At 69.9% G+C, this 15,708-nt stretch carries 12 protein-coding genes and 2 pseudogenes; 11 read left to right on the top strand and 3 right to left on the bottom strand.

Annotated elements, in window-relative coordinates:
* Window positions 1–17: 17 nt before the first annotated feature.
* Window positions 18–258, top strand: a pseudogene (locus ACIP98_RS34300) (IS630 family transposase); the annotation flags it as partial.
* A 282-nt stretch (window positions 259–540) separates the two neighbouring features.
* On the opposite strand, the gene ACIP98_RS34295 reads toward ACIP98_RS34300, so the two are convergent.
* Window positions 541–1,137, bottom strand: coding sequence for a DUF4232 domain-containing protein (locus ACIP98_RS34295; RefSeq protein ID WP_319660795.1), 597 nt, complete (start codon window positions 1,135–1,137; stop codon window positions 541–543).
* Between the two features lie 537 nt (window positions 1,138–1,674).
* Between ACIP98_RS34295 and ACIP98_RS34290 the strand changes: the two genes are divergently transcribed.
* The 5 genes from ACIP98_RS34290 (at window position 1,675) to ACIP98_RS34270 (ending at window position 8,607) form a co-directional block, all read left to right on the top strand.
* A complete protein-coding gene (locus ACIP98_RS34290; RefSeq protein WP_401979807.1) occupies window positions 1,675–3,072 on the top strand; it encodes a helix-turn-helix domain-containing protein in 1,398 nt (465 codons plus the stop codon).
* Window positions 3,073–3,104: 32 nt separating this feature from the next.
* Window positions 3,105–4,133 carry an MFS transporter gene (locus ACIP98_RS34285; protein ID WP_401979804.1) on the top strand — a complete coding sequence of 343 codons (1,029 nt, stop codon included), beginning with the start codon at window positions 3,105–3,107 and terminating at the stop codon, window positions 4,131–4,133.
* A 130-nt stretch (window positions 4,134–4,263) separates the two neighbouring features.
* On the top strand, window positions 4,264–4,911 hold the full coding sequence (locus ACIP98_RS34280; protein WP_401979802.1) for a hypothetical protein: 648 nt from the start codon (window positions 4,264–4,266) through the stop codon (window positions 4,909–4,911).
* 833 nt (window positions 4,912–5,744) lie between these two features.
* Window positions 5,745–6,140 carry a hypothetical protein gene (locus tag ACIP98_RS34275; protein WP_401979799.1) on the top strand — a complete coding sequence of 132 codons (396 nt, stop codon included), beginning with the start codon at window positions 5,745–5,747 and terminating at the stop codon, window positions 6,138–6,140.
* Window positions 6,141–6,990: 850 nt separating this feature from the next.
* On the top strand, window positions 6,991–8,607 hold the full coding sequence (locus ACIP98_RS34270) for a metallophosphoesterase family protein (protein ID WP_319660792.1): 1,617 nt from the start codon (window positions 6,991–6,993) through the stop codon (window positions 8,605–8,607).
* Window positions 8,608–8,676: 69 nt separating this feature from the next.
* Here the strand turns inward: ACIP98_RS34270 and ACIP98_RS34265 are convergent.
* Window positions 8,677–8,952 (bottom strand): annotated as a pseudogene (locus ACIP98_RS34265) (hypothetical protein); the annotation flags it as partial.
* Window positions 8,953–9,176: 224 nt separating this feature from the next.
* Window positions 9,177–9,770 (bottom strand): hypothetical protein, encoded by a 594-nt coding sequence (locus tag ACIP98_RS34260; protein WP_401979796.1) that lies wholly within the window; start codon window positions 9,768–9,770, stop codon window positions 9,177–9,179.
* Window positions 9,771–10,328: 558 nt separating this feature from the next.
* On the opposite strand from ACIP98_RS34260, the gene ACIP98_RS34255 reads away from it, so the two are divergent.
* The 5 genes from ACIP98_RS34255 (at window position 10,329) to ACIP98_RS34235 (ending at window position 15,577) form a co-directional block, all read left to right on the top strand.
* On the top strand, window positions 10,329–11,390 hold the full coding sequence (locus ACIP98_RS34255; protein WP_401979794.1) for an ATP-binding protein: 1,062 nt from the start codon (window positions 10,329–10,331) through the stop codon (window positions 11,388–11,390).
* Window positions 11,387–13,222: a hypothetical protein gene (locus tag ACIP98_RS34250; protein ID WP_401979791.1), complete on the top strand. Its 1,836-nt coding sequence runs from the start codon at window positions 11,387–11,389 to the stop codon at window positions 13,220–13,222. The genes ACIP98_RS34255 and ACIP98_RS34250 overlap by 4 nt, the downstream gene beginning before the upstream one ends.
* A gap of 235 nt (window positions 13,223–13,457) precedes the next feature.
* Entirely contained in the window at window positions 13,458–14,318 is an 861-nt protein-coding gene (locus tag ACIP98_RS34245) for a hypothetical protein (protein WP_401979788.1), read from the top strand.
* 652 nt (window positions 14,319–14,970) lie between these two features.
* The gene (locus tag ACIP98_RS34240) at window positions 14,971–15,204 is read left to right on the top strand and encodes a hypothetical protein (RefSeq protein WP_319660786.1); all 234 of its coding nucleotides are present in this window, start codon (window positions 14,971–14,973) and stop codon (window positions 15,202–15,204) included.
* Between the two features lies 1 nt (window position 15,205).
* On the top strand, window positions 15,206–15,577 hold the full coding sequence (locus ACIP98_RS34235) for a toxin Doc (RefSeq protein WP_319660785.1): 372 nt from the start codon (window positions 15,206–15,208) through the stop codon (window positions 15,575–15,577).
* Window positions 15,578–15,708 lie beyond the last annotated feature (131 nt).

The raw sequence follows: 15,708 nt of genomic DNA, 5'->3' as shown, positions 1-15,708 counted from the left end.
GCGGGTCTGACCCCTGGATTCCCGATCACGCGGCCGACCGACGCACCTGGTCCCTGCGCGGGCACACGCCCGCCGTCCGCGTGCGTGGACGCTCCCGACGACGGTGCTCCATCGCCGAGCTGGCCTGCTGCGAGCCAGGCGAACGCTCCCGCCTGATCTACCGGCCCAGACGGCACGAGGACCACGTACGCGGCGGCCGGCGCTTTCACCTGGACCGACTGCCGCGACCTGCTGATCACAGCACACCGGCAGCTCGGCGTGGTCCGGTCCGGCCAGCCGTGCGCGACCGGCCCCTTGGCCAACTCCCGCTCCAGCACCACGAACAACCGGTCACTCAGCTTCGGCAAGGACACCGGCCCCGCCGACCGCAGCCCTTCGGTGCCGGCGTCCTGCCGGGCCCGGCGCCATCGCTGCACCGGGCGCACACTGACCCGTAAGAGGAGGGGGCACTGAAGACGGCGGTCCGTATATGCCCGGCCGGTCGGGCAGAGGAGCGGTCTGCCCGGCCGGCTTTTGGACCGGCAGTCCGGTCGAAGGGCGTCACCTCGACATGATGAAGTCCAGCGCGTAGCCGGGGGCGGTCGTCCAGTACGTGACACGCTGGCCGTCGTTGGCGTAGAGGGTTTCGACGGGCATGGGGACGTCGATCGGCTTGCCGGCTGTGCTGCCAGGCTTACGGCCCTGGAGGCTGAGCGTGATGCTCTTCGCCTCGTACTCGTCCATGGGGCCGTTCACGAGCAGGGCGGCGTACGCCTCCTGACCGGGTGCGAGGGTGACGGGCTCGCCGGGCGTCGGGGCGCTGTCCTCGATGACGGGGGCCGTGGTCCGGCCGTCGCCGAGCCGCACGAGCGGGTAGCGGTAGACGTTGCACTTCTTGTCGCCGGCGTTCTGGACGGTGAGGAGCAGGTGCCTGGCGTCAGTGCTGTCCGCCGGCTCCTTCACGGCGGACACGCCGAGGTCCTTCTGGGAGCAGGCGGAGACGGTGGCGTTGGTGCCGTGCGTCGCCGCCTCGCGGGTCTGCTTCTTGGCCGTCTGCGGCCCGTCAGCGGAGGCCTGCGCCGAGACACCGCATCCGAGCACGAGGACGAGGCCCGTCGCAACGGCCACGAGGCGGGCAGCGGGGTACTTCATATTCATGTGGGAGTTCCTTTTCGATCGTCACGAGGTCGCACGCGGCCGCGGTCCGCAACTGGGGAGCCAGGTGCGTTCCAGACGGTCGCGCCACACCGCCGTCCCTTCCGGGGCCGTGGGCACACCAGGGCATTTCGATGAACGGCTGTCGTGGTACAGGCGGGTGCTCCGGCCGGTTCAACCGGTGCGACGGGCATAGCGTCGGGTGCCCTGTGGCCGTGGGACAACAGCTGCCGCGCGGGCTGCAACGGTGGGACGGTCCCAATGCTGGTGACCTGGGAAGACGCACGTCCCTGGGATGCCGCTCCGGGACGGAGGACTTCCGCGGGCCGGAGGTGGGACGGCCGGCGCCACGGGCGCCGAGCACAGAAACGACCTTTTGGCGGCGAGGCCATGCGTGACGGAGGTGACGAAGAGAGGGATGGCGTGAGGGCGGAACCGCCCCGGCCCCAGTTGCGTGCACGTAGGCAGGGCAGCTGGTGGCCGGCGCGGATCGGGGCCATGCAGGCGCGGAACCGATGAACGGATGCGAGGTCGGACCGCTTGGACGCAATCCGTGACGAGGCGGCGGAGTTCGCGTCCCTGCTGACGCGTTTGAAGAGCCGCACGGACCGCAGCTACTCGGCGCTGGCCCGCCGCCTGAGCATGAACGCCTCCACCCTGCACCGCTACTGCGCGGGGGAGGTGGTGCCGGCGGACTTCGGCGTGGTCGAGCGGTTCGCCGAACTCTGCGGAGCCTCCTGGCAGGAGCGCGAGGACCTGCACCGCCGGTGGATCCTGGCGGACGCGGAACGGCGCCGACAGCGCTCGTCCGGTGCCCGCCGAGCAGTCACGTCACGAGTGAACGGGGTCGATTCCGTGCCGCCCACGGCCGGGAGTCCGGACGGCGCGGCGGGCGAGTCCGCCGAGCGGGGCTCGCCGGCCCGTCCCGGTCGGGAACGGGTCTCGTCGGCGGAGCGGCGCTCCCGTGACGGGTGCCCCCGGCGACGGCCCTTGCGAGTGGCGGCATTGGCGGTGTCGCTCGTCGTCTCGCTGGCGGGTCTCACCGCATCCGCTGCCGTTCGCGACAGCTCGCATGACCGAGTGTCAGCGGTCTCGGGCCGCGATTCGCCGAGTGCCTCGGCATCGGCGCCGCGGAGCGACGGCAGGCCACATCCGGCCGCAGCCCCTTCCGCGAGCGGCAAGGGGCCGTCGGCCCGCGCGCGATCCTCGTCGAAACCCTCGGCACCGGCCGCAGGGAGCGGCGAGAGCTCGCGTGAGGAGCGGGCGGACACCGGCACGGTCTCCGCCGGGGCGCCGCTCACCTGGACCGCCAACTCCCATGTCTGGCAGCTCGAATGCGACCACGACTACGTCATGGCCAGGCCACCGCGTCAAGTTCCGCCGCCCCCCGCCCCGGCGGACGCCGCAGTGTGGGCGGCGTCCCAGGGGGCGGTGCACGGGCGTACCACCAATCTGCGGATCACGGTGCAGGGCCGGGGCTCGGGCGCCGTGGTCCTGACGGCGCTGCATGTGCGCATGGTCGGGCGCAGTGCTGCCGCCGCGCGCGGAAGCATCGCCTATTCCATGTACGAGGGCTGCGGCGCCGTCCTCATTCCCCGGTACTTCTCGGTGAATCTGGACGCGCACCGGCCCCTGGCCCGTTCAGTGCCGGGCAACGATCCGGACAGGCCGGCCCCCGCGATCGACTTCCCCTACCGGGTGTCTCTGCGTGAGCCGGAGGTCCTGTTCCTCTCCGCGCGCACGGGGGCCTGCACCTGTGACTGGTACCTCGAGCTCGACTGGTCGTCGCAGGGCCGGACCGGCTCGGTCCGCATCGACGACCACGGCCGCCCGTTCCGCACCACGACCATCAAGGGGCTACCGCACTACTGGTATCGCCACCCCGGTGGCTGGGTCCCGATGACGGCCGTTCACGAGGATTTCGAGGCGGGCGGCTGACGGGGCCCGGATCTCAGGCGGGCAGCGCGTAAGTGCCAGTAGAGGGCTGTTCCCGTGGCGGTGCCGACGAGGATCACCAGGCGAGCGAACTGGCGGACCTCGTCTCCGCACCGATCACCGCCCGTCCGGTCGCGGATGCCGCGCCCGGCAGCCTGTCACCCGCCGTCCCGGCACGTCCCGGCCGGCCCTCCGGTCAGGACCTGCGCGACCTCAGGAGATTCGCCCTGCTGGCGCTGAGCCAGACGATCCTGCTGACGGGCGCGAGCCTGACCGCCTTCGGCTTCGGCGTATGGGTCTACCAGCGCACCCGCAAGGTCGGCTTCTACTCGATGATTACCATGCCGGCCCTGCTGCCCGCCGTGCTCGCCGCGCCCCTCGGAGGCGCGGTGGCCGACCGGTACGAGCGGCGCGAGGTCATGCTGGGCTGCACAGCCGTTTACGGCACGGCGCTGGCCACGCTCGCCGCGGTCGCGGCCGCAGGCGTCCTGCAGGTGCGGCAGATCGCCCTCTTCGCAGGGCTGACCTCGCTCACCGCGGCGTTCCAGCGCCCCGCCTACCTGGCGGCCGTCGCCCAGCTTGTACCGAAGCCCTACCTGGCACAGGCCAACGGCGTGGCCCAACTCGGCACCGCGCTGAGCACCCTCGTCGCGCCCGTCCTCGGGGGAGCGCTCATCACGCCGGCCGGAGTCAGCGGCGTGATCGCCCTGGACCTCGCCGGCCTGGCGGGCAGCGCGGCGGTCCTGCTGGCCGTGCGCTTCCCGGACCGCCTCGTCCGCAAGCGACGGGAGACCTTCGCCTCCGCCATCACCGGCGGCAGGCGCTTCAGCGTGCGCCGCAAACCCATGGCCGCGATGGTGGTCATCTTCGTGGTGGTCAACTACATCACCGCCACCACCACGGTGTTCACCGCATCACTGGTGCTGTCCTTCAGTACCCCGGCCGTCCTCGGCCTGGTGACCGCCGCCGGCGGCCTGCGCGCGGCGGTCGGCGGACCGGCGATGACCTTCCGGGGCGGCACCCGCCGGCGTGTCGACGGCATGATCGCCTGGCCACCGCCCTGATCGGCCTGCGGCCGGCACCTGCACTGATGGGCATCGCCTGTTCCTGTGGTGGGCACTGAACGCCGTGCTCAACGCACACTGGTTGGCGATCATCCAGGCGAGGGTCGGACTGGAGCCCCAGGGACGGGTCGTGGCTACCGACCAGATGCTGGCCACCGCCACGATGCCGCTCGGCTTCCTGCTGACCCCGGTGCTCAACGAGCACGTCTTCGGTCCGCTGGTCAGCGGAAACCTCCTGTGCCGGACGGCGCTGGGCGAGGGACCGAACCGCGGCATGGGCCTGCTCATGATCACGGGCGGGCTCCTACTGTCCTGCTGGGGAGTCCTCGGGCTGCGGGACCGCCCGCTGCGGCGCATCGAGGACAGGCTGCCCGACATCCCCACCGGCAGCGTCATCTCCGAGGACCTCGACGTCCTGCAGGGCCAGGCGGACGCCCTGCAGGACGAGGCGGAGACGGCGGTGCTCAGCCCAGCAGCCGGGGGGCGCAGCACGGCACTGACCGCGTCCACGACGGGGGCCCACCCTTCACGGACGAAGAGGTGGGCCCCCGGCTCGTCGGAACAACGACGCCGCGCCGCCCGCATACGGAAAGCAGACCGGCCGCACGTCGGGATAGTCTCCTCCGGAGGACCGGCGGAACCACGAATCGGTCGTGAAGAGGGGCATGCGAACGCCTTTCGGAGAACCGTGTTCTGGCACGTGGGATCGACGCCCTCGCGGAATCCCGGATCGGACGGGGTGACGGTCCCGTGGGCTCACAGCGGGAAGATTCACTGAGCCTGGTCTGTTCGGAACATTGACGGAATACTTATGCCGCTGCGAGAGTCGTCGGTGCAAGCCTGTGGCTGGGAAAAGGGTCTTCGCAATCCGGCAGGGAAAATGCGAAAACTGCCGGCAGCCAAGGCTGCGAACCCAGTTCCTTGTGTGCGGCGACTTATCCGGACCGGGATGAAACATGGGTCAGAGTTCGCGCGTTTTCCGCTGAGTTGGTGGTTTCCGAGGCGACAACGACACCAACCGCCCCGTTCTTGCCGTCGCCACTGGCGACACCAGCACGGCCTGCCAGTCGCTGGTCGCCAAGGCGTGCGGGTATCTGCTCGGATTGTGCAAGACGCGACCGACAGCAGCCTTTCAGCGAGGCTCAGCGCCTCCCCGGGTTTCGGGGCCGGCGACACGGGCCGCGCACGTGCGTTCCCGATGGCGGCATCCTGCCAGGGTCATCCTCCCTGCGGCCCGTGCTACCAACTGCGGCACCACCAGCGTCACGCGTCAGGACAAAGGCTCGCTGTACGTCGTCGGGTCTTGCGTTGATACCTGATGCCTCGGCGTCTTGCCCAAAGGATGTCCCGCAATTGATCTGCCGCATAATCCGTGTCGCTCCGTCAGAGCCGCGTGGCATACTCCTTCCTTGATCACGGGGCACGCAGGCCCCGACCGGGGAGGGTTCGGCTGTGCGCGGGATGAAGTGGGCAACCGGGGCAGTAGCGGTCATTGCGCTGGGAGTTGCCGGTTGCGGCACCAGCGACGCCGGCACCGACGCGTCCGCCACCCCGGCTCCGGCGTCGCCTCAGCCTCGGCCCGCGGGCACCGGACCGCTCACGGAGAAGGTCGTGCGGGCGGACCTCGACACCTCGGCTGCGGCCGTCGGCCTCTCGCTGACCGTGCCGGCATACGCCCGCATGAACGAGGACGCCGAGGCGGGCACGCTCAACTCGTGCGGGATCGATTTCGAGAGCCGTGGTACCGAGAGCACCCCGCTCGACGTCCCCCGCTGGGAGGCGTTGGTGCGCGAGCTGCGCGAACGTGACTGGCTGCAGGCTCGGAAGCCGGAGAAGCGCAAGTTCATCTCCGGGATGACCTACGAGGCCATCGCGCTCCTCAAGCAGCGCGGCTGGACTGTGGTCGCGGACTACCGGAACCTCCATGACGACGGCGTGATCACCCTGGTGGCCCTCGATGACGCCTGTGTCAAGAAGCTCGGATCCGACGCAAGTCCGGCCGGTTGACCGGCCACTCATCCACCGATGGCTGATGGAGCATCCCCGGTTCCAGCTGCATCTCACCCTGACCTGACCATCCTGGATCAGCCCGGGTCGACCGATGGTTCGCCGAACTGGAACGACGCCGCAGACCCGGAACGACAACGCTCGGCCCTTCAAGGGGACCAAGACCGTCGATCGGATCGTCGACCGTATCTGCCGCTACCGCTCACACATCTCCGGACCAGGACACTGCGAACCCGGTGACGGCCTGCTTGCGATGCCGTGTTCGATGCCCTGTCAGGGGCCCCTCAACGGCGGATGCCAGGGGCCGGGACGGGTGTCAGGGATGGGAATGTCGAAGTCGAACGGGTGGGTGTCCTGTGTCGTGCCGCGGTCTGCGCGGCCGCGGTGATGGGCACGATGGCGGGGTGCGGGAATGGGGGCGAGCCGGAGCGGCCGAAGGGATTGCGGATCGCAACAGACGGCGAACGCGACGGCAGTTCCCGCGTACTGAGCCTGCGGGAGACTGAATACCGGCAGTCTGAATCACCGACCATCCGCCACCCCGCCGCCCAGTAGCAGGGCCGCACGCGCCGCGCCGCCTCGCCGATGGCGCCCGGATCGTCCGGTGAACGTGATGGGTGGTGCCGGCCGCGCTGCCGGCCGCCCGCGAGAGCCAGGCCGTTGGGAGTTACCGTCCGTTGCGGTGACTGGCATCTGGCGTTCATGCCCGTCCCGACGCGCTGGTTGGCACGTTCTTCCTAGCGTCCGTGAGTGTTGCGCACCACTGGCCTGCCGCAGTCCGCCGTGAGGTTCGAACCGCTGCTGTCCGGTCGGTGTTCGACTGCACCCGAAGACGCGAAAGGCCCCCGGAATGTCCGAAGAATCCAAGCAAACCCGAATCTCTCGCCGCAACGCGCTCGGCCTGTTCGGCGCGACAGTGTCCGGCGCCGCTGCCGGGCCACTGGTCCTCGGCGCCGGAACCGCCGAGGCGGTCCCGGCGACGTCGGAGGTCACCGGTCTCACCACCGGCTCGGCCACCACCCCTGTCCAGGGCCTGCACCTGACCTTCGGCGCCGACCCGCGCAGCCAGATGGTCGTCTCGTGGGTCACCGACGCGGCCGTCAAGAACCCCCGGGTGGTCTACGGCACGCTCAGTGGCGGCTTCGGTTCCACAGCGCACGCGAAGACGAAGACCTACGTGGACGGCACCTCCGGGCGGACCGTCTGGGTCCATCACGCGCTGATCAGCAAGCTCAAGGCCGACACCGACTACCTGTACGCGGCCCAGCACGACGGCGCCACCCCCGACGCCGGCACCTTCCACACGGCGCCGTCCGGCAGAGCTCCGTTCACCTTCACCAGCTTCGGCGACCAGGGTGCGCCCAGTGTGACGTGGAAGACCGGAGCGAACCCGGCCGACGCCTCGGGCCGGGACTTCGAGCCGAACGCCACGCCCGCCGCTGCCGACATCGTCACCGGCATCGAGAAGGTCGGCCCGCTGTTCCACCTTCTCAACGGTGACCTCTGCTACGCCAACACCGGGCCCGACCGCATCCGCGTCTGGCGCGACTTCCTCACCAACAACAGCCGCTCGGCACGATTCCGTCCGTGGATGCCGGCCGCGGGCAACCATGAGATCGAGCTGGGCAACGGCAAACTCGGTCTCGACGCGTATCAGACCTACTTCGAGCTGCCCTCGACCGAGACCCAGCCCGAACTCGACAACCTCTGGTACTCCTTCACGGTCGGCTCGGTGAAGGTGATCACCCTGCAGAACGACGACATCGCCCTGCAGGAGGGCGGCGACGTCTACATCAACGGCTACTCCGGTGGTCGGCAGCTCGCCTGGCTGGAGAAGGAGCTCAAGTCGGCACGGGCTTCGAAGGACATCGACTGGATCGTCATCTGCATGCACCAGGTGATGATCAGCTCGGCGACCGCCGCGAACGGCGCCGATCTCGCACTGCGCGCGGCGTACGGCCCGCTGTTCGACAAGTACGGCGTCGACCTGGTGGTCTGTGGCCACGAGCACGACTACGAGCGCTCGTTGGCGGTGCGCGGCGTCGTCCCCGGCAGCGTCACCCTCACCCCCAACCCGAGTCAGACCGCTCTCGATGTGATCGAGAGCGAGCATGGCACCACCCACATGGTCCTCGGCGGTGGCGGCGTGTCCGGCATCACCAACAACAGCTTCACCACCGACGACGCCGACGGTCACGGGCATCACTCGGCATACGTCCAGACGGAGCACGTCGGCAAGTTCAACTCGGTCAAGGAGCAGGAGACGGCGGTCTGGATCGGCGTCCGCGACGCGGAGCATCCGTACGGCTTCGCCGAGTTCGCCGTCGACCCGGGCCGTCGCCCCGGTGACATGACCCGCATCCACGTCACCTACTACAACATCATCACACCCACAGGTGAGCTGTCGGTCTTCGAGAAGTTCACGCTCCAGCGCCGTCGCAGTGACGGTGGCAACGGCCACCACTGACCCACCGCGACCGGCAACAGTAGCCGGCAACGCCTGGGCCGGGACGACGTCCGGCCCAGGCGTTGCCGGTCAGGAGGTTGCCGACGGCCGCGCTCCTTGGACCACGCCCGACGCGGTGAGTCGAACGCATAGCTCGTAGCACCATCGGGCGGCGGCGAGGCCGAGGAAGGCCGAGCAGCTGCGGGGGTCTCGTTCGCAGCGTGGGCTGAGCCGGCGGCAGCCGGTCAGCCAGGACATGGTGCGGTCGACGGCCCAGCGGGGACTTCCTGATCGTTCGCTGGACTGGACGCCCCTGCGTGCGACGCGTACGCAGACGCGTTCACCCCGTAGCCCTTTTCGCAGATCGCTCGCCGCTACGGCCCCACCTCGCCGACCGCACGGCCGGCCTGACCCCTGACACATGACATGAGGAAGCAGCGACCACGGGGCGGGACTCGAAGATCGGGGCCCGCATCGAGCTATCGCGGGCGGGTCCGGCGACTTCCCGCGTCGCGAGAAGCTTACGGGCCCGCGATCTCGCCCCCTGGCAGGTCCCGCCCACAGCCGACACGCCGACCTCTGCTGCGATCTCACCACTTTCCCTCGAGCACCCGGATGCGGTGGCCCAGCGCCTTTCCGAAGGCGGCAGTGAAGTGAGGATCAAGGGGCAGCCAGTCGTCGAACTGGAAGCCCAGGTAGGCGAAGGCGAAGTAGTCGTGCGTCCAGTCCCAGTCGGGAAGCGGGGCGCGACAAGCGCAAGCCGGGCAGCCGAGGTCGGCGGCGCCCGTGGTGTACCAGGTGGTGACGACCTCAGTGGGCCAGGCGGAGGTCGCGCTTTGGCAGCGGGGACAGATCGCGGAAGGGACGTCGCCCGGACCGGCAAGGAAGACGATACGACCCGTCACGACCCGCACCTCCCCGCCAGGCTCCTCCTCCAACTCCTTGATGCGGGCCCGCCAGTCCCACGGGACCAGGTCGACGGCCTCCCGCCAGCGTGGCCCGGCCAACCGCACCACGCCGTCTTGCCACGGCACCAGGCGGATGAACCCTTCCGCCTCCAGCCAATCCCTGCCACGCTCGCCCCACACCACAGCTTCCTGCGCTGAGGCATCGAGGTCCACAACGGTCTGCCGGTAGGTCCCCATGGACTTCCCCCCGCCTTCATGACTGTTCTCGGCCAGCACCGGCCTCAGGTTAGGCGAGCCACCCGTGCGTGCCCCGTCCGCGCCTCAGCTCCTGCCGTTCGGCTCACCGTTGGAGCAGGTCTTTGCGACCTTCGCCGACGTCCTGCAGATGGAGGAAAACGGGGAAGTCCCGAACGAAGGGGACGCCCGTGCCGTGCTGCGCAAAGGGTCCGCTCGTACCGCGATCGGAGCTACCAAGGGGAGCCACCGCTCGAGCACTGGGAGACCGAGCCGCACGGCCCGTGGCGGCAGTTCCGCGGCGAAGCCCCGCAAGCGGAGCACGCGCTCCAACTGGCGGCCGCGTCAGCGGAAGGCAGGCGCTTCCCCCTCGCGTCACCCCGCGAGCGACCCCTGCGGGGCGTGGTGCACGCCCGCATGCCGGCGGCGCCCGGCCGGACCGGCGACGCCGCAGCCGCGCTGCTCTGCGCGGAAAACGACCTCCCCCCGGAAAAAGCGGATGCGCGCGGGTGCCGCCGAAGGTGACACTGACTGCCGCCCCGCGCCAAGCGCGCGGCGGCCCGTCGTTCTTCCCTCGCCGATCCGCCAAGGAGCCCCCGCTTGCAGGGTGTCGTCACCGTCTCGCCCTCCCAGGTGCCCGAACTGCTGCTCAACCTCGCCACCGTCCGGCCGGTCTTCCTGTGGGGCGCGCCCGGCATCGGGAAGTCGTCCCTGGTCAGGGAGTTCGCGGAGTCGCTCGGGCTGGAGTGCGTGAGCCTCATCGGAACCCAGCTCGCTCCGGAGGACCTCATCGGCGTCCCCCAGATCGTCGACGGACGCTCGCGGTTCTGCCCCCCGGAGACCATCGCCCGCGACGAGCCGTACTGCCTGTTCCTGGACGAGCTGAACGCCGCCACTCCCGATGTGCAGAAGGCGTTCTACTCCCTGATCCTCGACCGACGGATCGGCTCCTACGAGTTGCCGGCCGAAAGCATCGTGATCGGTGCGGGCAACCGGGCCACGGACAACGCCCTGGCCCGGCCCATGGCCTCCGCCCTGGTCAACCGGCTCGCCCATGTCCATCTGCGGGCCTCGGCCTCGGACTGGCTGGTCTGGGCGGCGACCGCCGGCATCCATCCGTGGATCACCGACCACCTCACCGACCGGCCGGACCACCTGTGGTCCGCTCCGCCCAAGACCGAGGAGCCCTTCTCCACCCCGCGGTCCTGGCACATGCTCTCGGACGCGCTGCACTCCTTCGGGCCGGCCCTGGACGAGGAGACGCTCAAGGTCCTGGCCCACGGCATGCTCACCCCCACGCATGCCGTGGCCTTCTGCGGCTACGTCAAGATCGTCCGTCACTCCTACGGCCTGGAGGCCATCCTCAAGGGCGACGCGTCCTGGCCGAATCGTGTCGAGGACCGCGACCTGCTCTACTACCTCGCCGACTCCTTCCGCGGCCGCCTCATCAAGGAACTCCCGGCGAGCAAGGAGCACGCTTCCGCGGCTGTCCGGCAGACCGCCTACCGGGCCAAGTCCCTGCTGGTGCAGCTGGCCGAGATCTCCGTCGAGGTCGCCCAGACCGTCATTGCCGACGGCGACGACGAAAATCCCGTGCTGCCCTCCTGGTTCCTGCTCGAGGCCGCCCGCGACATGCCCCGGCTGGTCGAGGCGCGCCGGTGAGCGGGGCGCGCGGCTCCACGTCGCGGGACCGCTCCAAGGCCAAGGACGACCCGGCCGCCCAGGCGTTCGCCGCCGGGGTGGACCTGCTGCGGCGCAACACCGCGCTCGCCGCCCTGTCCGCCGTCAACGGCACCCTGTGCCGCAGCAAGGAGTGCACGGAGCACCCCCGGGGCGGCGGCTGGGCCGCGGTGACGTCCAACGGCGTCGTCCATGCCGACCCGCTGCGTCGTACGGAGCCTGAGGAATGGGCCTGGGTACTTGCCCACTGCCTCCTGCACCTCGGCTTCGGTCACGTTCCAGCAGCCCAGGGCACACGAGAGCAGCCCGACCGGTACGACCTGGCCGCTCGCTGCACGGTCGTCAACCGCTTCCTGGCCACGTTCCCTGTGGGCCGCGCGCCCATCGCCCTGCCCGAAAGCTTCCCGGGCGGCGGCGAGGACGAACTGGCCGCACGCTGGCGTCGCGACGGCATCCCGCCCGAGTACGCCGCATGCGGAACGGCCGGCTCGGACCCCGATCAACTGCTGCGCCCCTGGCACCGGCCCTGGCTGGCGCCCGAGGACTGGACCGCAGCCTTCGCGAGCGCCCTCACGCGGACGATGTCGGCGGCCATGGACGTCGCCGGTGGCCGCCGCGAGGAGCTCACCGGCGCGCGCCGGCCCCAGCGGCCCTGGGAAAGGGCGCTGAGCTGGTTCGTCTCCTCGTACCCGCTCCTGGGCGGCATCGCCGCCGGCATGACGCTGGTGGCCGATGCCGAACTGGCACGCGCCCAGCAGATCTCGGTGGCGGCCGTCCATGCGGAGGCCGGCGAGATCTACCTCAACCCTCTGTGCCGGTACAGCGACGAGGAATGGCGGTTCGTCCTCGCCCACGAGATGCTGCACGCCGCGCTGCGCCACGGCGAGCGCCTCGGCGGCCGCGACCCGTACCTGTTCAACGTCGCCGCCGACTACGTCATCAACGGCTGGCTGGTCGAGATGGACGTCGGACAGATGCCCGACGGACTGCTCCACGACCCCGCGCTCGCCGGACTGTCCACCGAGGAGGTCTACGACCGCATCGTCCGGGACCAGCGCAGGATGCGCCGCCTCGCCACGCTGCGCGGCAAGGGACTCGGGGACATCCTCGGCGAGGCCCTGCCTCGTCCCGGCGAAACCGCCCCGACCTGGGTGGACCTGGACGAGTTCTACCGGCGCGGACTGCGCCAGGGCTTCGATCTGCACCGGCGCGAACGCGGCTTCCTGCCCGCCGGACTCGTCGAGGAGATCCAGGCGCTCTCCCATCCGCCGCTTCCCTGGGACGCCAGACTGGCGCGCTGGTTCGACGAGTACGTGCCTCGGCCCGAAGCCGTGCGCAGCTACGCCCGTCCCGCCCGTCGTCAGGCCTCCACGCCGCACATCCCCCGCGCGGGCCGGAGCTTTCCGCCCGAGGAAGTGGCACGCTGCACCTTCGGAGTGGTGCTGGACACCTCGCTTTCCATGAGCAGGATGCTGCTGGGCAAAGCCCTTGGCGCGATCGCCTCCTACGCCGCGGCCCGCGACGTGACGGGGGCACGCGTGGTCTTCTGCGACGCCGCCCCCTTCGACGCCGGCTACCTGCCTGTCGCAGAGATCGCCCATCGGGTCCGGGTCCGGGGCCGCGGCGGCACCCTGTTGCAACCGGCCGTCGACCTCCTGCAGCGGGCCGAGGACTTTCCGGCCACGGCACCGATCCTGGTGATCACCGACGGTGAGTGCGACGTCCTTCGCATCCGGCGCGAGCACGCCTTCCTCGTACCGCAGGAAGCGGTACTACCGTTCACGGCACGCGGCCTGGTCTTCCGGATGCGCTGACACCGGCCGCCGTTCTTGGGGGAACGAGCCCTCCTGGACCACGAAGACCAGGAGCCTGCTCTCGCAGTGGTCCAGGGCAGGCACCAGCCCCAAGCCTCTTGGGGTCGGACCTGTCCTGTTCCCCTGCCGCGACGGCCTCAAAGGTCGCCGGGCCGCTCGACGGCGGGTGGCCATGCGTTTCCATCGCAGCTTCCAGGAACGCGGTTGCGGTGGCGCTGGGCGGGATGAGTGCTGCTTGCCGGATGAACTCGCGGTTGGGCACGTCCGTGGCCGCGCTCGCGCGTCTCGCCTCGGAAAGGAATGGGCGGGCGTCCGCTTGGGAACGGCCAGGTCGCGGCCGGTGCCCTCGAGTGAACGCGGAGCAGCCCACTTCCCCGACGAGCGTGCCTTCGCCGCCAACGGCGAACTCGCGCGCGACATGATCCTGCGCGAACTGGCCTCCTCACTGCCCATCGCCTGGGTCACCGTGGGCTCGGCCTACGGCCAGGACGCTCAGTTCCGGCGCTCGTCGGAAGACGCCGGCATCACAGGGATTGCCAGTCCCCGTTCATACGATCACCGCATGTCTGATGCCTTCACTGTTCTGTGGACACACGACACCTGCCGTGCCCTGCGCAGGGCGGGACGCGTGGGTGAGCGGCCGCCGGTCGCCTACTCCGGAATCCACCAGTCCCTGCCCACCTGGTCAGGCGCCCGTGCCGGTGACGAGGTGTATGCGTTGCACGTCAACCGGTGCGAGGTCTTCGTGGTGTCCCGCATGCGCGTGATCGACAGGGAACGCGGCGACTGCTGCGGCACGGCCCCAGCGACGTGGCACGACCCGCACTTTCCCGGACACGACGACTGGTCGATGCTCGGCGCCGGCGGCTGCGGTGCGACGGCGGTCCACGTGGACGCGACGCCCGTACGCTTCGACACGCCGATACCCGGTGATCTTCTGCCGACGCTCACCTGGCGAAACAACCGAGGCAAGACCCGCAATCTGAAGTTCGTGGAGAATGGCCGTTTGGAGCGCTCGGTCAGCCTCCAGGGCTTCTACCGACTGGCCCCTGAGTCTGCCGACGCGCTGGCCGGCCTCGTCGCCAGCACCCACTGAGCCCCTTGCCGTTCTTGACCTGCCAGTCGTCGGGCGGCGCCATGAGTACGCGCAGTTCATGTTCGTGGCCCATTTCAGGCCCAGGATCCGGCGGCCGAGCCCAGCGATGTGACCGTCCCCGTTTCCAGGTCCAGCAGGTGGGGTCTCCGGCCGACCCGAATGTCATCTGTTGAGGCGACAACCCCGCTGTCGAGTCCTCCGTCAGCCTGCCCAGTGGAGCTGCCTCGAACACCGTCCGAAGGCCACATGTGCATGCCGGACAGCTTCGGCTACGCGGCGCGCGCGCCCTGCCGGCGATCCGCGCTGCCGCCGGCGACCGCAAGCTGCGGGAGCGAGCGGCTGTCGCCCTAAAGCGTTTCTTCGTGTCGGCGGCGGGTCCCGATTTCGAGACGGCGAGGGTCCTCGAGCGGCACGGGAGTAACTGAGAAGGGCCGTGCAGCCCATCTGCGGCTGTACGGAATGGACACCAACTGATCAGCGCAGTGCAGCGGGGGAGACGCCCCCCCAGGAAGCATTGCGATGAGCCTGCGCCGGGGCGTGGGAGTCCTGCCCGGCGGGGTGGATGTGAGAGCAGACGGCCCTGGGAGGGCTCGTGGGATGCCGACTGCCGCGATCGCTTCCAGTGTATAGCGATCTGCTATACACTGTGAGTATGACGAAGCAGATCAATATCCGGCTCGATGACGCGGTTCATGCCCGTCTCGTCGCGCGGGCCGAGGCCGAGGGCACCACGGTGACCGCATTGATCACGCAGGCTGCCGAGCGCGACCCCCGTCTCGACAACGGGGCCGCGACGGCCGCTGCGTTCCTGGCCAAGCACGCCGCCGAGTTCGCCGAGGCGTTCCCGGAAGAAGAGCCGGACAGCGCCAACGGACGGGCCGCCTGAGGTGGAGCTGCAGGTCGACATCCGCTGGCTGCTCGAACGTCAGGCCGAGGTCCTGCCGAAGGAGCCGTCGGTGCACGATTTCTCCGGCCTTGTCGCAGCAGTCGCCCGGCACCGGGTCAACGCTCCGAAGCTGGACTACACCGTGGACGCAGCCTGGCGTGCAGCGGCGCTCTTCCACGAGATCGTCTCGGTGCGCCCGCTGCCGGCCCGTAACGCGATGTACGGAGCGCTGATCGCGGTTGCCTATATGGCGGCGTCCGGCGAAGCCGTCGATGCTCCCTACGGTGCACTCGGCGACCTGGCACGACAGGTCCGTGCCGGGCGCGCGGATGTGTACGCGTGCGCTGAGCAGATCCGCCGCTGGCGGCTCTGAATTGCCTGCGCCTTTCGCTGCGGCGCTTGGAACGCCGGGGGGTGCCTCTATGTCCTTCGTCAAGCCTGTGCTGGTCAGGCGGTGGCTGTTGCGGAAGGGCGCGGTTTGTAGAAGGTCCCGTCGCGGAGCAT

Origin of the sequence: Streptomyces sp. NPDC088354 (genome assembly GCF_044753585.1) — a bacterium.
Lineage (GTDB): Bacteria > Actinomycetota > Actinomycetes > Streptomycetales > Streptomycetaceae > Actinacidiphila.
The sequence above is the reverse complement of the archived record's forward strand: the minus strand, read 5'-3'. Positions and strand labels throughout refer to the sequence as shown.

Bases quoted from the DNA above. Each gene is read 5' to 3' on its own strand.
- ACIP98_RS34270 (WP_319660792.1), top strand. From the start codon at position 6,991: ATGTCCGAAGAATCCAAGCAAACCCGAATCTCTCGCCGCAACGCGCTC.
- ACIP98_RS34295 (WP_319660795.1), bottom strand. From the start codon at position 1,137: ATGAATATGAAGTACCCCGCTGCCCGCCTCGTGGCCGTTGCGACGGGC.
- ACIP98_RS34240 (WP_319660786.1), top strand. From the start codon at position 14,971: ATGACGAAGCAGATCAATATCCGGCTCGATGACGCGGTTCATGCCCGT.